Annotated in this window: 19 protein-coding genes and 1 other RNA gene; 13 read left to right on the plus strand and 7 right to left on the minus strand. The window is 68.5% G+C overall.

Features of this window, described 5'->3' with window-relative positions; all coding sequences use genetic code 11:
• Window positions 1-7: 7 nt before the first annotated feature.
• The gene (locus SACXIDRAFT_RS11790; protein ID WP_040922141.1) at window positions 8-1,855 is read left to right on the plus strand and encodes a transketolase; all 1,848 of its coding nucleotides are present in this window, start codon (window positions 8-10) and stop codon (window positions 1,853-1,855) included.
• A gap of 98 nt (window positions 1,856-1,953) precedes the next feature.
• On the opposite strand, the gene SACXIDRAFT_RS11795 is transcribed toward SACXIDRAFT_RS11790, so the two are convergent.
• Both SACXIDRAFT_RS11795 and SACXIDRAFT_RS11800 read right to left on the minus strand, forming a co-directional pair.
• Complete coding sequence (locus SACXIDRAFT_RS11795; RefSeq protein ID WP_006238785.1) at window positions 1,954-2,508, minus strand: hypothetical protein; 555 nt, start codon at window positions 2,506-2,508, stop codon at window positions 1,954-1,956.
• Window positions 2,509-2,517: 9 nt separating this feature from the next.
• Window positions 2,518-3,564 carry a serine hydrolase gene (locus SACXIDRAFT_RS11800; protein ID WP_006238786.1) on the minus strand — a complete coding sequence of 349 codons (1,047 nt, stop codon included), beginning with the start codon at window positions 3,562-3,564 and terminating at the stop codon, window positions 2,518-2,520.
• Window positions 3,565-3,680: 116 nt separating this feature from the next.
• On the opposite strand from SACXIDRAFT_RS11800, the gene SACXIDRAFT_RS11805 reads away from it, so the two are divergent.
• The 3 genes from SACXIDRAFT_RS11805 to SACXIDRAFT_RS11815 all read left to right on the plus strand — a co-directional run bounded on the left by SACXIDRAFT_RS11805 (window position 3,681) and on the right by SACXIDRAFT_RS11815 (window position 6,835).
• Window positions 3,681-4,367: an RNA polymerase sigma factor gene (locus tag SACXIDRAFT_RS11805; RefSeq protein WP_006238787.1), complete on the plus strand. Its 687-nt coding sequence runs from the start codon at window positions 3,681-3,683 to the stop codon at window positions 4,365-4,367.
• Window positions 4,364-5,536 carry a hypothetical protein gene (locus tag SACXIDRAFT_RS11810; RefSeq protein WP_006238788.1) on the plus strand — a complete coding sequence of 391 codons (1,173 nt, stop codon included), beginning with the start codon at window positions 4,364-4,366 and terminating at the stop codon, window positions 5,534-5,536. Before SACXIDRAFT_RS11805 ends, SACXIDRAFT_RS11810 begins: the two co-directional genes overlap by 4 nt.
• A 108-nt stretch (window positions 5,537-5,644) precedes the next feature.
• On the plus strand, window positions 5,645-6,835 hold the full coding sequence (locus SACXIDRAFT_RS11815; protein WP_006238789.1) for a 4-hydroxybenzoate 3-monooxygenase: 1,191 nt from the start codon (window positions 5,645-5,647) through the stop codon (window positions 6,833-6,835).
• Between the two features lie 22 nt (window positions 6,836-6,857).
• On the opposite strand, the gene gnd is transcribed toward SACXIDRAFT_RS11815, so the two are convergent.
• The gene (gnd, locus tag SACXIDRAFT_RS11820; RefSeq protein WP_006238790.1) at window positions 6,858-8,312 is read right to left on the minus strand and encodes an NADP-dependent phosphogluconate dehydrogenase; all 1,455 of its coding nucleotides are present in this window, start codon (window positions 8,310-8,312) and stop codon (window positions 6,858-6,860) included.
• A gap of 121 nt (window positions 8,313-8,433) precedes the next feature.
• Between gnd and SACXIDRAFT_RS11825 the strand changes: the two genes are divergently transcribed.
• Window positions 8,434-9,288: a helix-turn-helix domain-containing protein gene (locus SACXIDRAFT_RS11825; RefSeq protein ID WP_006238791.1), complete on the plus strand. Its 855-nt coding sequence runs from the start codon at window positions 8,434-8,436 to the stop codon at window positions 9,286-9,288.
• Between the two features lie 16 nt (window positions 9,289-9,304).
• On the opposite strand, the gene SACXIDRAFT_RS11830 is transcribed toward SACXIDRAFT_RS11825, so the two are convergent.
• Window positions 9,305-9,496 (minus strand): hypothetical protein, encoded by a 192-nt coding sequence (locus SACXIDRAFT_RS11830; protein ID WP_006238792.1) that lies wholly within the window; start codon window positions 9,494-9,496, stop codon window positions 9,305-9,307.
• 241 nt (window positions 9,497-9,737) lie between these two features.
• Between SACXIDRAFT_RS11830 and SACXIDRAFT_RS11835 the strand changes: the two genes are divergently transcribed.
• Both SACXIDRAFT_RS11835 and ffs read left to right on the plus strand, forming a co-directional pair.
• Window positions 9,738-9,989: a DUF397 domain-containing protein gene (locus SACXIDRAFT_RS11835; protein WP_006238793.1), complete on the plus strand. Its 252-nt coding sequence runs from the start codon at window positions 9,738-9,740 to the stop codon at window positions 9,987-9,989.
• 71 nt (window positions 9,990-10,060) lie between these two features.
• Window positions 10,061-10,157: signal recognition particle sRNA small type (ffs, locus tag SACXIDRAFT_RS22435), an RNA gene on the plus strand.
• A gap of 157 nt (window positions 10,158-10,314) precedes the next feature.
• Here the strand turns inward: ffs and SACXIDRAFT_RS11840 are convergent.
• Both SACXIDRAFT_RS11840 and SACXIDRAFT_RS11845 read right to left on the minus strand, forming a co-directional pair.
• Window positions 10,315-10,725: a RidA family protein gene (locus SACXIDRAFT_RS11840; RefSeq protein WP_232285294.1), complete on the minus strand. Its 411-nt coding sequence runs from the start codon at window positions 10,723-10,725 to the stop codon at window positions 10,315-10,317.
• Window positions 10,726-11,135: 410 nt separating this feature from the next.
• Window positions 11,136-11,549, minus strand: a complete 414-nt coding sequence (locus SACXIDRAFT_RS11845) for an Imm1 family immunity protein (protein ID WP_006238795.1) — start codon at window positions 11,547-11,549, stop codon at window positions 11,136-11,138.
• 86 nt (window positions 11,550-11,635) lie between these two features.
• Between SACXIDRAFT_RS11845 and SACXIDRAFT_RS11850 the strand changes: the two genes are divergently transcribed.
• From SACXIDRAFT_RS11850 to SACXIDRAFT_RS11865, 4 genes are all read left to right on the plus strand, one after another.
• Window positions 11,636-13,663, plus strand: coding sequence for a DNA polymerase III subunit gamma and tau (locus tag SACXIDRAFT_RS11850; protein ID WP_040922615.1), 2,028 nt, complete (start codon window positions 11,636-11,638; stop codon window positions 13,661-13,663).
• A gap of 147 nt (window positions 13,664-13,810) precedes the next feature.
• The gene (locus SACXIDRAFT_RS11855) at window positions 13,811-14,167 is read left to right on the plus strand and encodes a YbaB/EbfC family nucleoid-associated protein (protein ID WP_006238797.1); all 357 of its coding nucleotides are present in this window, start codon (window positions 13,811-13,813) and stop codon (window positions 14,165-14,167) included.
• Window positions 14,168-14,169: 2 nt separating this feature from the next.
• Window positions 14,170-14,766, plus strand: a complete 597-nt coding sequence (gene recR / locus SACXIDRAFT_RS11860) for a recombination mediator RecR (RefSeq protein WP_006238798.1) — start codon at window positions 14,170-14,172, stop codon at window positions 14,764-14,766.
• On the plus strand, window positions 14,756-15,415 hold the full coding sequence (locus SACXIDRAFT_RS11865; protein ID WP_006238799.1) for a uridine kinase family protein: 660 nt from the start codon (window positions 14,756-14,758) through the stop codon (window positions 15,413-15,415). The genes recR and SACXIDRAFT_RS11865 overlap by 11 nt, the downstream gene beginning before the upstream one ends.
• Here the strand turns inward: SACXIDRAFT_RS11865 and SACXIDRAFT_RS11870 are convergent.
• Window positions 15,384-16,214, minus strand: a complete 831-nt coding sequence (locus SACXIDRAFT_RS11870; protein WP_006238800.1) for an SAM-dependent methyltransferase — start codon at window positions 16,212-16,214, stop codon at window positions 15,384-15,386. The two genes, SACXIDRAFT_RS11865 and SACXIDRAFT_RS11870, sit on opposite strands and share 32 nt — an antisense overlap.
• 424 nt (window positions 16,215-16,638) lie before the next feature.
• Here SACXIDRAFT_RS11870 and SACXIDRAFT_RS11875 point away from each other — a divergent pair, with 424 nt between their 5' ends.
• Both SACXIDRAFT_RS11875 and SACXIDRAFT_RS11880 read left to right on the plus strand, forming a co-directional pair.
• A complete protein-coding gene (locus tag SACXIDRAFT_RS11875) occupies window positions 16,639-18,315 on the plus strand; it encodes an ABC transporter substrate-binding protein (protein WP_050987020.1) in 1,677 nt (558 codons plus the stop codon).
• 10 nt (window positions 18,316-18,325) lie between these two features.
• Entirely contained in the window at window positions 18,326-19,351 is a 1,026-nt protein-coding gene (locus SACXIDRAFT_RS11880) for an ABC transporter permease (RefSeq protein WP_006238802.1), read from the plus strand.

Raw genomic sequence — 19,351 nt, forward strand, 5'->3', positions numbered from 1 at the left:
GAAAGCCATGGCGGTCGCCACTGTGGATCATGAGATGCTGACGGCGCTGGGCAGGCAGCTCAGGGTGGATTCGGTGCGCGCCGCCGACTTCGCCGGACTCGGGCCTCCTGCGTCGTCGCTGTCGGCGGCCGACCTGATGGCCGTGTTGCTCGCGGGACATCTGCGTTACGACTTCGACGCCTCGCAGAACCCCGCCAACGACCATCTCATCTTCTCCAAGGGGCACGCCTCGCCGTTGCTGTACGCGATGTACGTGGCGGCGGGGGCCATCGCCTCGGAGGAACTGCGCTGGTTCCGCGCGTCCGGCAGCCGGTTGCAGGGGCATCCGACGCCCGCGCTGCCGTGGGTGGACGTCGCCACCGGTTCGCTCGGGCAGGGCCTCGGCATCGGCGCGGGTATCGCGCTGGCAGGGGCGCGCCTCGACCGGCGTGACTTCCGGGTGTGGGTGCTGTGCGGTGACGGCGAACTCGCCGAGGGTTCGATGTGGGAGGCGTTCGAACACGCCGGTCATGAGCGGCTGCGCAACCTGACGGCCATCGTCGATGTGAACCGGCTCGGTCAGCGAGGCCCGACCCGTCTCGGGTGGGATACCGCCGCCTACGCCCGGCGCATCTCTGCGTTCGGCTGGCACACCGTGGAGATCGACGGGCACGACGTCGATCAGATCGACGCCGCCTACGCTGAGGCGGCCGCGAGCGAGCGGCCCACTGCCGTGCTGGCCCGCACACGGAAGGGAAAGGGGCTTCGCGCCGTCGAGGACGTGGGGGACGCCGGGTCCGGAGGCGCGGTGCTGCCCGATGCGGAGGCCGCCATCGCGGAACTCGGTGGCCGCAGCGCCATCCGGGTCGAGGTGGCGGCCCCCGAGTACGAAGCTCCCGCCGTGCCGGATCTGCGATCGCTACGCATCCCCTGGTACGAGCGGGGACGGCTCGTGTCCACCCGCACCGCCTTCGGCCAGGCGCTCGCCGCGATGGGACACGCGCGCTCCGACGTGGTGGTGATCGACCCCGACGCCAGCGATGCGACGCTCACCAGCTACTTCGCCGAAGAACATCCCGAGCGGTTCTTCGAGTGTCATGCCGCGGAGCAGCAGATGGCGGCGACGGCCGTGGGTTTCTCCGTGCGCGGGTTTCTGACGTTCGCCGCGACGCCCGCAGCGTTCTGGACCCGCGCGTACGACGTCGTCCGCATGGCCTCGATCGGCGGAGTCGGCCTGTGCCTCGTCGGCTCGCACGCGGGTGTGTCCACGGGCGCGGACGGCCCCTCGCAGATGGGTCTTGAGGACATCGCGGCCATGCGGGCGTTGTGGCGCAGCATCGTGCTCTACCCGTGTGACGCGAACCAGGCGGCACACCTCACGGCTGCGATGACGGAACACTCCGGCATCCGTTACCTGCGCACGACCTGCGAGGACACGCCCGTGCTCTATGGGCCGGAGGAGACCTTCCCCGTCGGCGGTAGCAAGGTGCTGCGGGAATCCGACGCGGACGACGTGACGATCGTGGCCGCCGGAATCACCGTTCACGAGGCGTTGCGCGCCGCCGACGTGCTCGCCGACGACGGCGTCTCCGTGCGGGTCGTGGACCTGTACTCGGTGAAGCCGGTGGACACCGCGACCCTGCGCAGGGCCGCGGCCGACACCGGCAGGGTCGTCATCGTCGAGGATCACTGGCCGCAGGGCGGCGTCGGTGACGCGGTGCTGGACGCGCTGACCGGCTCCACCGTGATGCCCTCGGTGCTCAAACTGGGTGTACTGGCTCTGCCGGGGTCCGCCACGCCGGTCGAGCAGCTCTACCACGCCGGCATCGACGCGGACTCGGTGGCCGAGGCGGTGCGGGAGATCATGGCCGGGTGACCGGAGAGCACGGTCTCGCCCGAGAACCCGCACCCCTCGCGACACCACTCGTGACCACTGCCCGGTCCACACGGCGAATCGCAGAGGCGCTCGGAGTGTCAGCTCGCCAGTGCGCGCGCGGCTGCGGGCTTACCGGCCTTGCGGAGCTTGGCCATCCGCCGCAAACGCCTGCGGAGCCTTCGGGCCCTGTGATTCTCCTCCATCATCGAGAAGGTGGCCGCCGTGACAAGCCCGTAGGCGAGGTGGGGGAGCGCGTCGCTCAGCCAGTCCGAGGTGCTCCACTTCCTGGGGTCGGTCACGCCGAGCGCCGTCATGGGCGCGCTCGATCCGGCCATCGCCGCGACCGTCGCCACGACTCCGCCCACCAGCACCGGCGGTCGCCAGCCAAGGGCGTGCAGTGCGCCGTAGCCGACGCCGACCGTCGTTCCCGTGACCATGCCGAGCAGTGCACCGAGCCCGGACTTGCGGCTCTCCCTCTGCTCGGCGTCGCCGGGGATGTCCGTTCCCGCCGCTTCGCTGATCTTGTCGATGGTCTGTTGCGGTGTGCTGCTCGAAGGGCGGCCCCGCAGTGTCATGTCCAGGTAGGTGGCGGCGTGCAGTGCGGTGGTTCCCGCGGCGCCTGCCGCGGCGCCGCGCGCGATCGAAGACAACATGGCATCGGGTTACCCGTGGCCCGGATGCGGAACCGTGCTTCGCTCCGCAAGGGGGGAATCGTGGTCGATGGTGCCCCGTGGCGGGGCCTCGGCGGTCTTCTCGGCAGGCTGGGTGTCGTCCCCGCTCTCCTCGGTTGACGGGGCGTTGTCCCCGGTCCGTGCGGGTCGCTGGGCGTCCTCGTCGCTGGAGCCCGGCAGCGAGGAGCTGTGGTCAATGCCGAGCGCGTCAAGGACGTGTTCGACATAGCCCGTGACGTGCTTGGCCGCGGTGTCGTAGCCGGCATCAGGCGCGCTGCGGGTCAAGACCGCGACGATGAAGCGATCGTCGGCGCCCACGAGACCGCTGGTGTGCAGCACTGTTCCGTCGGTGCAGCACGCCCAGCCCTGCTTGACGGCGAACGGCACACCGCCTGCCGCATCCGGGATGCCGAAGTACTGGTCGAAGCCGTCATGGGCCATTCGAGTCGCGTCCCGCAGCGCGGGCAGCACCACGTCGCGAGTCATCGAAGGCGCCTCCTCCAGCAGGTATCGGTAGACCTTCACGGCGTCGGCGGCGGTGGTCAGCGTGTTGCCCCACATGTTGGGCAGGTCGGGGGCTTTCGTGCTGTGCAGGCCGAGGCGCTCCGCCCACCGGGTCACCAGGCCGGGGCCGCCGTAGCGCACCCAGAACTGGCCCGCGAGCGGGTCGTGGCTCTCTGCGATCATGGTGTGGACCTGTGCTGCGGGCTCGCCCTGCTCGACGGCCTCGAAGGCGATCAGCAGCTTCACCAGCGAGGCCGATGTGAACTGACGATCGGGGTCGTGCGTCACCGTGGCGGCTTGCCTTGAGCGGTCGAAGACCATGAGCCCGACCTCGCTGAACTCGTGGTCCACCACGAGGCGTTTCGGAGGCGGTGGCTGGGCGGAGATGTCGGCCGGATTCTTCGGGACACCGGACGCGGTGGCCGGTGTGGCAGCGCCGATCGTGGCGGCCACAGCCGCGACGGCGGCTCCCACGAGTACGGCCAGGATCGCGACCAGTACCCAGCGGACGGTTCTCGATCGTGCTTGCGACATGCCTGGTGTTGTCCGGATCGCCTGCGCACGTTGCCGTTCGAGCCGGGCGTTGTGAATTGGTTCACAAGTTCGGCTTCCGGGTGGGACGCCGGGCGCGGAAGCGGACAAGAGCCGGTGTGTACGTGTCGGTCGAGGCTCATGCCGGGCGGGGATGTGCGCGCGACAGCGGTTGCGGTGATGGGCACGCGGGCGAGGACGATGCGTCCGGTGTTCGTGACTCCGGTGATGCACACCCCGATCTCGCGGGTGGCGATCCCGAGGTGCTCTTCGCAAGGCTGTTCGACGCGCACGCGCCCGTCCTGCGCTCGTACTTCGCAGGCAGGGTCGGGGTGGACCTTGCCGACGACCTCGTGGCTGAGACGTTCCTGCTGGCGTTGCGCAGGCGCGCCACGTACGACCCGGATCGAGGTCCGGTGCGCGCGTGGTTGTACGGCATCGCCACGAACGTGCTGAGAGGTCACACCAGGAAGGAGCTGAGGGGTTTGCGAGCGACCGCGCGGATGGTCGCGGACGCGGCGATACCGGTGTCCGTGAATGCCGAAGCCGTCGAGGTGCGGGTGGCCGATCGGGTTGACTCGCAGGACCGCGCCCGGCGGCTCGCCTCGGCTCTCGCGGGGCTGTCGCGCGCGGATCGCGATGTTCTGTTGCTGTCGGCGTGGGCGGAGTTGACGCCTGCCGAGATCGGCCAGGCGCTCGATGTGCCGGCGAGCACAGTGCGTTCGCGCCTGCACAGGGTGCGCCGGAAGCTGAGAACCGTTCTGTGCCGCGAAGAACGAGGTGGCCTTCGGGGAGGACAGACGTGACGGAACGGAATCGGCACCAGCGGACTCCAGAGCCGGACGACGCGCTCGACGCGGCCCTGCGGGAGCTCCACCGGCAGGCGCGGCTCGATCACGCTGATCTGGAGGACGTGCGGATCAGGGTGCTCGCCGCGGCCCGGGAGGAGGCAGGCGACGGCGCGCGGCGCCGGACGCGCCTTCCCCGACCCTCCCTCCGGCTTCCTTCGCTGCTCTCGTGGCGGTGGACTACTGTGCCCGCCGCTGTGGTCGCGGTGGCGATGGCGGTTGTCGTGCCGCTCGTCATGTTTCCCGGCGAGGGCGGCGTGCGACCCGCCGGACCGCAGGGCACCCTCCCCGCACCAGTCGTCCCCGGCTCCGCCTCGGCCGAAGATGTCCTGCTCCGTGCCGCCGACGCGGTTGCGGCGGCCCCTGACCGGGTGCGGGTTAACGGGAGTTACCGCGAGTACGTGTCCTGGGTGGTGGACCCTGCGTGGGGAGTGGTCGCGGGACAGGAACGACTGGGGGAGCTGTCGCCGGACGGCCGTGGGAATCTGCGCGACACGCAGACGTTCATCGGGCCACCGGAGTGGCTGGGTCACGAGCCCGGATACCCGGCTCTGGAGGCCACGGGTGGCGGTGTGCAGGAGTGCGCGCCCGAGGGAGCGGTGAGCGCGGCGCCGTGTTACCACGACGAGAACTGGTACCGGGACGGCCTGTTCGCCCCTTTCCCCGGAGATCAGCCGCCCCTGCGCTGGCTGGGAACCGCGTTGCGCGAGGCCAGCGGGTCGCCGTGGCGGTTCGAGGTCGAGGACAACGCTCAGGACCGGTTCGACACGGCTGTCCGCGTCTTGCGCACCGGGACGGCGCCTGCCCCGCTTCGCGCCGCGATCTACCGCGAACTCGCGGCGATGCCCGAGGTCGAACTCACCGACGTCAGTGTCACGACCACGACCAGCGCCGATGCCGCAGGAGCGTCCCACAGTGTCGCCGTCGGCATCGAGGACGGGGAAAGGGGACTGCGGAAGGAGATCGTGCTCGACCGGACCACGGGGGAGTTCGTCGGCGCCGCGGTGGTCGCGATCGAAGGCCACGACCTGCCCGATGTTCGACCGGGGACGGTGTTGTGGTCGTTCCAGTTCGACGTGACTGTGCCGTACGCGGCCACGCCGTTGTGCTCGGTCGGCGATTGTTGAACGCGGCCGGTAGCCGTGTGACGATCGGAGGAGATCCGGCGGGACGGCGGGCGCCCGTTGCGGGACGTCGTCCTCAGTGGATCGACCCCGGCAGCCAGGAGGTCACCGGTGACGACGCACACGCGCGATGTCGAGGTCGGCATCGTCGGGGCAGGACCAGCCGGGTTGATGCTGTCCTACCTGCTGCACCTCCAGGGCGTGGAGGCCGTGGTACTGGAGAAACACAGCAGGCACCACGTCGAGCAACGGGTGAGGGCAGGGGTGTGCGGGCAGCCGACCGTTGACCTGCTTCGGGACATCGGCCTCGGCGCGCGACTCGAGTTGGAGGGCCTTCCCCACCACGGGTTCTCCCTCCGTTTCGACAGGAGAGACCATCGCGTCCCACTCACGGAACTCACCGGCAAGCGCATCACCGTCTACGGCCAGCAGGAGATCGCCAAGGACCTCATCCGCGCTCATGCCGAGAAGAATTTGCCCATCGAGTTCGAGGTCTCCGACGTCGCACTGCACGACCTCGACACCGAGCGGCCGTGCGTCACCTACGTCGATGCGACCGGTAACGCCGTGCGGTTGCGGTGTGCGGCCGTGGCGGGCTGTGACGGGTTCGACGGGGTGAGCCGCCACTCGCTGCCTTCCGGGGTGCTCACGGTGTACGAGCACGAGTTCCCCTACGCGTGGCTCGGCGTGCTCGCGCACACCCCGCCCTCGCACGGCGAGTTGATCTATGCGGCTCATGAGCGAGGCTTCGCCCTGCACAGCATGCGCTCACCCGAGCTGACCCGGCTGTATCTCCAGATCGATCTCGGCGACCGTCTTGAGCACTGGCCGGACGAGCGGGTGTGGGAGGAGCTCCAGCGGCGGTTGGACACGGTTGACGGGTTCCGGCTGCGCGAAGGTCCTCTGCTCGACAAGAGCATCACGTCGATGTTCTGTTTCGTGGCCGAGCCGATGTGTCACGGCAGGCTTTTCCTCGCGGGCGACGCCGCGCACATCGTGCCCCCGACGGGACCGAAGGGGATGAACCTCGCGGTCGCCGACGTGCGCAGGCTCGCGTACGCGCTGCACCGTCTGCTGCGGCGCTGTGACCCAGAACCCGCGAGGACCTACTCGGAGAGCTGCCTGAGACGGGTGTGGTGCGCCCAGCAGTTCTCCTGCCAGATGACCGCCATGCTCCACCGCGACCCCGACGCCGACGACTTCGCCCGCAGGCTTGCGCTCGCCCAACTGCGCCACACCGTGTCGTCGCGGCCGGCTGCGGCGAGTTTCGCCGAGGACTACGTCGGCCTGCCCTTCGAGTAGGCAGGCAGGCGCACATCTGGGTTCAGGCCTCGTTCTCCCTCCTCGGCTCGTCGGCCCAGGTGGTGTGGAAGCTGCCCTCGCGGTCGATCCGGCGATATGTGTGGGCGCCGAAGTAGTCGCGTTGCCCCTGGATCAGAGACGCGGGCAGCCGCTCCGCCCTCAGCGCGTCGTAGTACGCGAGCGCGGTGGAGAAGCCGGGGGTGGGGATACCGAGCCGCACGGCGGTGGACACGACCGACCGCCACGCGTCCTGCGCGTCCTCGACGGCCGTGCGGAAGCCGCCGCTGGTGAGCAATGTCGGCAGCGCCGGGTCGGCGCGGTAGGCGGCGCGGATGTCGTCGAGGAACGTGGCGCGGATGATGCAGCCGCCCCGCCAGATCGCGGCGACCGCTCCGAGGTCGATGTTCCACCCGTATTCGGCGCTGCCTGCCTGGATCTGGTTGAAACCCTGTGCGTAGGCGACCACCTTCGACGCGTACAACGCCTGCTCGACGTCGTCGGCGAAGCTGTCGGGAACACCCCGTGCGGCGGTCCCGTGTGCCCGCTCCGGCCCGGCGAGGCCCCGTGCCGCGCCCCGCAGCGCCGCATGACCGGACAGCGAGCGGGCGAAGGTGGCCTCGGCGATTCCTGTGATGGGCACGCCCAGCTCAAGCCCGTTCTGGACGGTCCAGCGGCCCGTGCCCTTCTGCTCGGCCTGGTCGGCGACCACATCGACGAACGGTTTGCCTGTGGCAGGGTCGGTGTGCGCGAGGACCTCGGCGGTGATCTCGATGAGGTACGAGTCGAGCCTGCCGGTGTTCCAGGTGCGGAAGGTCTCTGCGATCTGTGCGGGCTCCTGGCCGAGCGCGCCCCTCAGCAGGTCGAACGACTCCGCGATGAGCTGCATGTCCGAGTACTCGATGCCGTTGTGCACCATCTTCACGAAGTGGCCAGCACCGTCGGGGCCGACGTGGGTGCAGCACGGAGCGCCATCGACCTTCGCGGAGATGTCCTCGAACAGCGGCCCGAGCGATTCGTACGACTCGGCCGATCCGCCGGGCATGATGCTCGGCCCGTGCAGCGCGCCTTCCTCGCCGCCGGACACGCCGGTGCCGACGAAGTGCAGCCCTCGCTCCCTGAGCGCGGCCTCCCTGCGGCGGGTGTCCGTGAAGTGGGCGTTTCCTGCGTCGATGACGATGTCTCCCGGTTCGAGAAGCGGCGCGAACTCGTCGATGACCGCATCGGTCGGCGCGCCGGCCTTCACCATGATGACGAGCTTGCGTGGACGTTCGAGAGCCTGCACGAACTCCTTCGCGGAGTAGGTGGGGACGAACGCCCCTTCGGAACCGAACCGCTCGACGAGGTCATGAGTCCGCTGTTCCGTCCGGTTGTGCAAGGCGACGGTGTGCCCGTGGCGGGCGAGATTGCGGGCGAGATTGCGTCCCATCACCGCGAGCCCGGTGACGCCGATCCCTGCCGTGGCCGTCTGAGAGGTCATGTTTCGAACCCTACGCCGAGCTGGGAGTGGCGTGATCGCTCAGCGTGGTCATCGGCAACGGCCGAGCCAGCCGGAGAGGTGATTTCACCTGGGTGGTGGAACGCGGTAACGTCACTTCGCCATGGCCAGCACCGTGACTTCCCGCCGCAAACAGCTCGGTAACGAGCTCCGGCATGCGCGCCGCTCCGCTGGGCTCACCCAGCAGCAGGTCGCCGACATCCTCGGGTGCACCCAGGGGAAGGTCAACAAGATCGAGTCAGGCGCGGTCGGCGCCAAGCTCGGCGACGTGCGCAGGATGTTGGAGGCGTACGGCGTGACGGGCGAAGAGGCCGAGACACTCGTGGACATGGCGAGATCCGCCGCGGGGCACCGGGGCCACTGGTCCGGCTACCGATCGGTGGTGCCGCACTGGTTCCGCACGTTCACGGACCTCGAACCGGCCGCCGCCGAGATCATGACGTGGCACTGCGAGCGCATCCCCGGCACACTCCAGTCCGAGCACTACATGCTCAAGCAGTTCACCGAGTACGGGGCAACGGACGTCACCGCGCTGGTGCGCAACCGGCTCGACCGCAAGTCGGTGTTCGACCAGCAGCAGCCGCCCTACTACCGCTTCATCCTGAGTGAGGCTGCGCTGCGCAGAGCGCCGGGAGGACACGCTCCCGCGGTGATGCTCGATCAGATCGAGCACATGCTGGAGCTGGACCAGCGCCAGCGGGTGTACGTGCACGTGCTGCCGTTCGACGCGCGGCTGGCATCCGTCCCCAACGACTTCACCATCATGCGGTTCCCCGACCGCACGAGGGATTTTGTCTACATCGAACACTCCGCGGGCGGGCTTTACCTCGACGACGTCAAGGACTTCCAGATTTTCGTCGATGCGTGGGACCGCCTTCGGGGCGCGGCTCTCGAACGTCAGGAGACCCGCCAGTTTCTCAAGCAGATCGCGCAGGAGTACCGCGAGGCCCTCGACTGATCCGCGAGGCGGCCCCCTAGGCTCGGCACAGGTAGCGCAGCGCCAGCGGGTCGTCAACGAAGAGGAGGGACGCGGACTTCTTCCGGGTCGAGAGCTTGACGAAGTTCAGGTTCAACCTGGTGCGACGAGGAGCGGTCACGTTCTCGGTCTCGGGTTCCGTGTCCGGCCGCTTTGTCAGCAGCGGCTCGACGTCGAGTCGTACGGCCATTACTTGCTCCATCCCCCGGAGTTGTTGCCGATCTCTCACCAGATCGACCCCGCTCGCCTGTGGTGATCCCTACCCACTAGTAATAATCCTAGTTTGTGAATAATCGTGTTGTCGAGCCGCGCGGCCGAAAGTCGCACGGATGGACGCATCCGTTGGCAGGGTTCTACGCCCTGCGCCAACGAAACCGCGGCGAAGACAACAGGGGTGCGGCACGCCCGCACGCCAGGCGCGGAGGTAGGCGATGGTCGATTATGCCGGGAACGGGGATTACGATCCGACGACGGCCGTGGGCTTGTTCGACCCCGGAAACTGGCGCAAGTCCTTCGCCAGTGAACCCAATGGGGGCAACTGTGTCGAGGTCAACCTCGCCGACGACAAAGTCGGCGTGCGCGACACCAAGCTGGCCGAGAGTCCGGTGTTCGTGTTCCACCACTCCGAGTGGGAGGCGTTCCTGAAGGCGGTGAAGGCGGGGCAGTTCGACCTGCCGAACTGAAACCCGCCCCGCGTTGCCGTGATCACCGGGCACCCGGTCTCGATGCGGTCGGCCCGGATGGCCTAGACTCAGTGGCGGACCCCCGCGGCGTCCATCCTGTGAACCTCCCCAGGGCCGGAAGGCAGCAAGGATAAGCAGGCTCTGACGGGTGCGGGGGTCCCCTTCTTTTCCGGGGCGGCACGCCCTGCGGGCATTCGGCAGCCTGCGCGATCAGGTCATCGAGCCGGTTGTGCGGGCCGTGTGGGCCGTTTGGGCCGATGTTGGAACATCTCGCACCCCGGCTGCTGTCGTCCAGCGAGTTCGGAGAGCCTGAACCGCGCTCCGTTCACACCGACGCCAGCGCGTCGATCTCCACCCGGAAGGCTGGGTGCACCAGGCCCTTGACCTCGACAAGCGAGCTGGCAGGGGGGTTGTCCGGCGAAATGAACTCGTCGCGGGCGCGCCGGACGGCGTCGAGGTCGCCGAGGTCGGTGAGATAGAACGTCAGCTTGACGACGTGCTCCATCCCCGCTCCTGCTGCGGCGAGAGCGGCGATAAGGTTCTCGAACACCTGCCGCGCTTGTGCGTAGGCCCCGTCCTGGCCGTCCTGACCCACCAGCCTCCCCTGGCCGTCCAGCGGCACCTGGCCGGATACGGCGATCATGCGGCCGGTGAACGCGACCGCGTGGCTGTAGCCGTTGGTCGGAGGCAGCCCCTCAGGACGGACGTAGTGTTCCCGCATTCCTCGACCACTCATAGGGGCAGCACGGTTCGTGGCCGAACGGCCACGCCATCAGCAGTATCACAACCTGGCTGGCTGCCAAAAGCCGAACCGCGCACCACGGCAGTGACCACCTGGATCGCCCTCAGCCTCGAAAGGCTTAGCGTTAACGTAGTTATCATAAGTGTGTTAACGCTAAGGTGATCGGCACCACAGGGTTCGATCGCCGACGCGGAGGGTGCGCTGTTCGTGTCCGTTCGTGTCGATCCGGGGCTCCACCGACGACCTCGTGGCCGAAGCCGCTCGCCGCTCGGACGTGCTGCTGGTAGGGCTCGACCAGCTTTACGGGATCGAACCGACACGCTGAGTCTCTTGGTGCGACTTCCGAGACGGCCGGGCCGTCAGCAGGGCCGCCGGTGCTCGCACCGGCCTTGCCGGACAGGGCATCACACCGCCCATACGTTGGTCGGTCGCTTCGCGGTGTGCGGGAACTCCACCAGCGCTGCCGTGAACTGCTCCAGTGTCAGCCCTGACCCGGCGGGGAAGTCTTCGTCGTCGAACTCGCAGCCAGGAGATTCGGGCACACCGACCGGATAAGCCTTGGCGTGGTCTCGGTCCTGGTGGCTGAGAGAGCCGAATCCAGCCACTATCGCGGCGAACACGTCGTGATCGGTGAAGCCCTGTTCGGCATCCCAGAGTGGCCGCTTGACGTGGGCCAGGCGGATGGAGTCGGCGTACGGGTCCGCAGCGGCGACCTTGCCGACGAACGCGGTCACGTCCTCAGGGGTATGCAAGACCGTGTTCATCCCCTCGTGGCTGTCGTCCTCGTCGATCATGGCCCAGCCTGCGGTGACGCTCATCGTCCCCTCGCCCCTCCCGCTGTGTGGCCCTGTCGGCCGCTGCGGGCAACGGGCACATCGTCGGGACCTGCCGGTACGCTCGCGGCGTGGCTTTAGCGCTGTACCGCAAGTATCGGCCGGCGACCTTCGCCGAGGTCGTCGGGCAGGAGCACGTCACCGAACCGCTGCGCACCGCGCTGGCTTCCGGCCGCATCAACCACGCCTACCTCTTCTCAGGGCCGCGCGGCTGTGGCAAGACGTCGAGCGCGCGCATCATGGCCCGCTCCCTCAACTGCGTCGAAGGGCCGACACCCGACCCGTGTGGTGAATGCGGTCCGTGCAGGGCGCTCGCTCCCGAGGGGCCGGGCAGCGTTGACGTCACCGAACTCGACGCGGCCAGCCACGGCGGCGTCGATGACGCCCGAGAGCTGCGCGACCGCGCCTTCTACGCGCCTGCCGAGTCGCGCTACCGCGTGTTCATCATCGATGAGGCCCACATGGTCACGCCGCAGGGGTTCAACGCCCTGCTGAAGATCGTGGAAGAGCCGCCGGAACACCTCATTTTCATCTTCGCCACCACCGAGCCGGACAAGGTGCTCACCACCATCCGCTCGCGGACCCACCACTACCCGTTCCGGCTCATCCCGCCCAGCGCCATGCGCGAGCTGCTGGAACGCAACGTCGCCGCGGAGGGCGTGCCCGTCGAGCCCGCTGTGTATCCGCTGGTGATCCGCGCTGGTGGGGGTTCGGCGCGCGACACGCAGTCGGTGCTCGACCAGCTGCTCGCCGGAGCGGGGCCGGACGGCGTCACGTACGAGCGGGCCATCGCGCTGCTCGGCGTCACCGACTCGGCTCTCATCGACGCGATGGTGGACGCGCTGGCCACCGACGACGCCACGAGCGTGTTCGGCACCATCGACCGCCTCGCCGAGGCCGGGCACGATCCGCGCCGCTTCGCCACCGACCTGCTCGACCGGCTGCGCGATCTGATCCTGCTGCGGTCGGTGCCGGAGGCGGCGAACAACGGCATGGTGTCGGCGCCAGAGGAACAGATCGAACGCATGGTGGGCCAGGCACAGCGCCTCCAGCCGGGCACCCTCACCCGGTACGCGGAGATCCTGCACAACGGGTTGCTGGAGATGCGGGGCACCACGTCACCACGACTCGTGCTCGAACTGCTGTGCTCCCGGATGTTGCTGCCCGAGGTCGCCGACGACGAAGGGGCCACGCTCCAGCGGCTCGAACGGCTCGAACGCCGCATCGCAGCCGGAGTCCCCGCAGCAGGCCACCCCACGCCGTCGCAGGCACCGGCCTCGCGGCCACAACAACCACAGGCAGCACCTTCCGCGCAGGGGCGGCAGGCGCCCGAACGGCCTGCCGAGCGCGTGTTCGAGCGACCGTCCCGGCGGGCGGCGAGGGATCAGGACAGCCCGGCGACGTCGGCCGGAAACGGCGGGGGCCGCGCGGAAGCGGTGACGCCCTCGGCGCCGGTGGCGGAGAGCCCGGCCACGGCATCCCGGTCGCCGGTGGCCGGAGCCGGGACGGGAAGCGAAGGCTCGGGGCAGGTGGACGCCGCAGGGCTTCGTCAGTACTGGCCGCAGGTGCTCGCCGAGGTGCGCACCATGAGCCGCAGCACCGAGGCCCTGCTCACGGGAGCGGCCGTGCACAGCGTCGAGGGCGGCACGGTGGTGCTGACCCACCCGGCGCAGCCGCTCGTGCGGCGGCTGTCGGACCCGCGCAACGTTGACTGCATCGCGCGGGCGCTGTCGAAGGTCATCTCGGGTGAATGGACAGTGCGCTGCGTGCACCCCAGCGCGATGTCGGGTGACGAGCCCGCCCGGGCACAGTCCCCGGAGGCACAGGGCAGCAGCCGCCAGGCGCCCGCTCGTGCGGAGCAGGGCAGGGCGCGCGCGTATCAGCGGCCCTCGGACACGGCGGAACAGACGGGCAGCGACACCCCGAGGGCACGAGTCGCGACGCCGGAGCCGGACATCCCCCTGCCGCCCGAACCGGACGACGAACCGTACCCGCCGGAGGCCTCGGAGGCTGCGGAGCCCGCGGCCGAACCTGTCGATCCGGAGACCAGGGCGCGGAAACTGATCACCGAGCATCTCGGGGCGCGGCCGATCGACTGACCCTGGCAGGCCCCCGAGTGCGCGGGCCCTTTTCCGCTCTCATGCGAACCGCAGCCGCCGACCCCGGTGAGGCTAGGCTTGGAGGTGGGTGCGACAACCTCGCGCACACGACGAGACTGACCACGAGAAGGATCGGATAGCCACATCATGGTGCAACCCGGCGGCGGAATGCCCGACATGCAACAGATCCTCCAGCAGGCGCAGAAGATGCAGGAGCAGCTCGTCGCCGCGCAGGAGGAGCTGGCGAACGCCGAGGTGACCGGCTCGTCGGGTGGCGGCCTCGTGACCGCGACCGTCAGCGGGAGTCTCGAACTGAAGAGCCTGTCGATCGACCCCAAGGTCGTCGATCCCGACGACACCGAGACGCTGTCCGACCTCGTGGTGGCAGCGGTTCGTGACGCGATGGGCAACGCGCAGCGGCTCACCGAGCAGAAACTCGGCCCGCTCGCGGGCGGCCTCGGTGGAGGCATGCCCGACCTCGGCAATTTCGGACTCCCTGGATAACGGTGTACGAGGGCGTCGTTCAAGACTTGATCGATGAGTTGGGGCGGCTGCCCGGCATCGGTCCGAAAAGCGCGCAACGCATCGCGTTTCACCTGCTGGCCTCCGATCCCGCCGACCTCGCACGGCTACAGGAGGTGCTGGGCAAGGTGCGGGAGGGCGTGCGGTTCTGCGAGGTGTGCGGCAACGTGTCCGCGAACGAGCGGTGCCGTATCTGCTCGGACCCGCGCCGCGATGTGGCCCTGATCTGCGTGGTCGAGGAGCCCAAGGATGTGCTCGCGGTGGAACGCACCCGCGAGTTCAAGGGCCGCTACCACGTGCTGGGCGGTGCGCTGGACCCGCTTTCCGGTGTTGGGCCGGACCAGTTGCGGATCAAGGAATTGCTGTCGCGCATCGGCGCCGACGAGGTGTCCGAAGTGATCATCGCGACCGACCCGAACACCGAGGGCGAGGCCACGGCGACCTACCTCGTGCGGCTGCTCAGGGACTTCCCCGGGCTGACGGTGACGAGGCTGGCCTCCGGGCTGCCGATGGGCGGTGACCTCGAGTTCGCCGACGAACTCACCCTGGGTCGGGCGCTGACCGGCAGGCGTGCGCTCTGACCCTGTCGCCGGCCTGGTGGCCTCCGCGGTGCTGTCCTCGCGGGCCAGGCTCGGCGCGGTGCGGCTCGTGGCCATCGACGGCCCTTCCGGTTCGGGCAAGTCCACGTTCGCGCGGGCGCTCGTCACGAGCTTGCGTGGCCGTGGCGAGCACACGCACGTCGTGAGCACCGACCACTTCGCCACCTGGGACGATCCGGTGTCGTGGTGGCCGAGACTCGCCGACGTGCTCGGCGCGCTCGCGCAAGGGCGTCCCGCGCGCTACCGCGCCTTGGACTGGGCCACAGGGTCTCCCCGGCCGGGTGCGGAGATCCGGGTGCCTGTGCCCGACGTGCTCGTGGTGGAGGGTGTGTCCTCAGGGCGGGCTTCGGTGCGCCCCATGCTGACCCGGTTGTGCTGGGTGGAGCGCCCCTCGCGGGCCGAGCGCCTTGAGCGCGCCGTCGCCAGGGACGGCGAAGCGGCGAGGCCGATGCTGGCGGCGTGGCAGCGCTTCGAGGAGGGTTGGTTCGCCGTCGATGAGACAGCAGCGCACGCCGATGACGTGATCCGGCCCGACGATCCGGCTGTGGTGCGGTCGGTGCGGGCGGCGGCCTGCACCGACCGCACCACGCGTGCCGCCGTCACGGTTTCCTGGCGACTCCACCGGTCATGAAACGCACCCCGATCGTCGTGGCGTCGGTGATGACCTCGTCCGGCCGCCACAGCGGCAGGGGCACGATGCCGGGTGGCAGCAGGTCGAGGCCGTCGAAGTAGCGGGCCAGTTCGGTCGGCGTGCGCACCCGGCCCGTGCCGAGCTGCGACAGCAGCACGCGCTCCAGCTCCTCGCTCTCGGGACTGTCGCCGAGCCTGGTGAAGTTGGTGATGAAGAAGTACGAGCCCGAGGGGACGGCGTCTCGCAGCGTCGCGACGATTCCTTCGGGGTCCTCCTCGTCCAGGATGTGGTGGAGGATGCCGACCAGCATCACGCACACCGGCTTCCCGAAGTCGATGAGTGCCGTGACGTCGGGGTGTTCGAGAACGTCGCGCGGCTTGCGGATGTCGGCCGTGACCACCTTGGTGTTGGCGTTGTCCTCCAGCAGCGCCCTTCCGTGGGCGAGCACGATGGGGTCGATGTCAACGTAGACAACCTTCGCGTCGGGGTTGGCCGCCTGGGCGATCTCGTGCGTGTTGCCGACGGTGGGCAGGCCCGAACCGAGGTCGAGGAACTGCGTGATGCCTTCTTCCTCGGCGAGGTGGCGGACGACGCGCCGCAGGATCGCTCTGTTGTGGAGCGCGATCTCCTTCAGCTCCGGCATCACGGCGAGGCTGGCCTCGGCCACCTGCCGGTCGATGGCGTAGTTGTCCTTGCCGTTCAGCATCACGTCGTAGACGCGGGCCGCTGTGGGCTCCCCGTTGTCGAGCTGAACGATGGTGGGCGCCTTGCGGTCAGGCGCGTTGTCGGCGGCGGACACTGCGATCGCTCCCTTCAGCGAACCACGATCGTGCCATCGTAGTAAGAGTGCTACCGACAGTGACAAGGACCGCGTTTCGTTCACTGCAACGTCGGCAGTTATCCAACTGTGACCTTCCTTTTGGATGCACTCTCTTCATGTGACAGACGCTCGATCGGGTGAATCCGATGTGACGCTCCGACATGGCGGGAATGTCGAGGCACACGCTGGTCCGGACCGTGATCCGCACCACCGGACAAGATCGAAACCGGCTCTCGGATCCGGGGGCCGGGAAGCGATGGATCGCCCGCATCCGAGCGACAGGCTCAGAAGGAGCCCGACGTCAAGGTCTTAAGTGAGCGGGCGATAACCGCTATGGTCTGCCCCCATCCGCGTCCACCGACGACGCGGCCCGGAACCGATGCTCTTGCTCAAGGGGGCCCACATGCTCCAATCACGGGTGGCTCGACCACGCCGCCTTGCCGTGGCGGGGATCGCGGGCGCGCTCGCGTTCTCGCTCGCGGCATGCGCCGAATCCCAGCGTGAAGCCGAAGGTGGCGGAGAAGGCGGTACGTTCGTCTTCGGCGCCACGGGCGCGCCGTCCAATTTCGACCCGTTCTTCGCCTCCGACGGTGAGACGTTCCGCGTGACCCGGCAGATCTTCGAGACCCTCGTCGGCATCAAGCCGGGCACCGCCGAACTCGAACCCGAACTCGCCAAGAGCTGGGAGTCGAGCGAGGACGGCAAGACCTGGACCTTCGAACTCGAACAGGGCGTGAAGTTCCACGACGGCACGCCGTTCGACGCCGAGGCCGTCTGCGCCAACTTCGAGCGCATGTACACGCAGGAAGGTGCGGGTGCCTCGCCCGCGCTGGCGTACTACTGGACCGAGAACTTCGGCGGGTTCGCCGACGGCAAGAAGCCGTCGCTCTACGAGGGCTGCGAGGCCAAGGGCGAGCACACCGCCGAGGTGAAGCTGACCCGCTTCACGGCCGACTTCCCCACGATGCTGTCGCAGGACTCCTTCTCCATGCAGAGCCCGAAGGCGATGGACGAGTACAAGGCCAACGACGTCAAGGCCCAGGGCGATAGCTTCGTGTTCTCGGAGTACGCGCGCAAGCACCCGACGGGCACAGGGCCGTTCACGTTCGGCAGCTACGACGAGGCCAACGGCACGATCACGCTCGAGCGCAACGACGACTACCGGGGCGAGAAGGCGAAGATCGATAAGCTGATCTTCCGCATCATCCCCGACGAGACGGCGCGCAGGCAGGCTCTGGAGGCAGGCGAGATCGACGGTTACGACTTCCCGTCGCCGTCCGACTGGGACGCGCTGGAAAAGGCCGGTTTCACGGTCGAGATCCGCGACCCGTTCAACATCCTGTACCTGGGCATCACCCAGAAGGGCAACCCGGCGCTCAAGGACCTCAAGGTTCGCCAGGCTCTGGCATACGCGATCGACAGGGAGACCCTCGTCTCGTCGATCATGCCCGAGAACTCCGAGGTCGCGAAGCAGATGTACCCGTCGTCGGTTGACGGCTACGCGGACGACGTCCAGCAGTACCCGCACGACGTCGAGAAGGCCAAGCAGCTGCTCAAGGAGGCAGGCCACTCCGACCTGACCGTCGAGCTGTGGTATCCGACCCAGGTCACGCGGCCCTACATGCCGAACCCCGAGGCGATCTTCGGTGCCATCAAGGAGGACCTCGAAGCGGCCGGGATCACCGTGAAGCCGGTGAGCAAGCCGTGGGCCGGTGGCTATGTTGACGACGTCGAGACGGCGAGGGCCGAGCTGTTCCTGCTGGGCTGGACCGGTGACTACAACTCGCCGAACAACTTCATCGGCACCTTCTTCGGTACGACGGACAACCAGTTCTACACCGGTGCGTCGCCGTGGGGCGAGGACCTCGCGGAGGCACTGGACGAGGCGGACTCCATTGTGGACGCCAAGGAGCGCGAGGCGGCCTACCAGGACATCAACCGCGACATGATGTCCAAGTACCTTCCCGCGATCCCGCTGACCCACTCGCCGCCCGCACTGGTGGTTCGCCCCGAGGTCGAAGGGCTGGTTCCCAGCCCGCTGACCAAGGAGGAGTTCTCCACCGTCACCGTCTCGGAGTAGATGCTGACCCGTGCTTCGGTTCGCATTCCGGCGAGTACTGCAACTCGTGCTCGTCCTGTTCGTTCTCTCGGTGCTGCTCTTCGCCTGGCTGCGGTCACTGCCGGGAGGGCCGGTTTCGGCCCTCCTCGGTGACCGCGGCACGGCGGAGAGCCGTGCGCAGTTGACCGAGGACCTCGGTCTCAACGATCCGATCTTCGTCCAGTACTTCTCGTTCCTCGAAAGGGCGCTGACCGGCGACTTCGGTTCCTCGATCGGCGTCTCTCCCGGCAAGCCGGCGATGGAGTTGTTCCTCGAACGGTTCCCCGCCACGATCGAACTCGCGCTGGCAGCCATTCTCGTCGCTCTGATCACGGCGATCCCGCTCGGTTACCTCGCAGCCCGCCGTCGCGGTGGCTTGCTGGACAACATGGGCATCGTCAGCTCACTGGTGGGGATCTCCGTCCCGATCTTCTTCCTCGCCTTCCTGCTGAAGTGGCTCTTCGCCATCGAACTCGGGTGGCTGCCGACAGGCGGGAGGCAGAGCGTCGGCATCGACGCCACGAGAGTCACCGGATTCTTCGTGCTCGACGGCATCCTGACGCAGGAATGGGACGCGGCACTCGATGCTCTGGTCCACCTGATCCTCCCGGCGATCGCCCTTTCGTCGATCCCTTTCGCGGTCATCTTCCGCATCACCCGCGCGTCCGTGCTGGACGTGATGGACGAGGACTACGTGCGCACGGCCAGGTCGAAGGGCCTCGCGAAGCGCGTGATCCGCGACCGTCACATCCTGCGCAACGCGATGCTGCCCGTGGTGACGACCGTGGGCCTGCAAACCGGTGCCCTGCTGTCGGGGGCGGTGCTCACCGAGACCGTGTTCGCCTGGCACGGCATCGGCGAGGCGCTCGCACTCGGCTTCGAACGCAAGGACTTCCCCGTGCTCCAAGTGGTGATCATCGCAGGAGCGGCCTCCTACGTCCTGGTCAACCTGCTCGTCGATCTCTCGTACGCGCTCATCGATCCGCGCATCCGGACGGCGCAGAAGGCGGGGGCGTGA

The organism is Saccharomonospora xinjiangensis XJ-54 (genome assembly GCF_000258175.1).
GTDB classification, from domain to species: domain Bacteria; phylum Actinomycetota; class Actinomycetes; order Mycobacteriales; family Pseudonocardiaceae; genus Saccharomonospora; species Saccharomonospora xinjiangensis.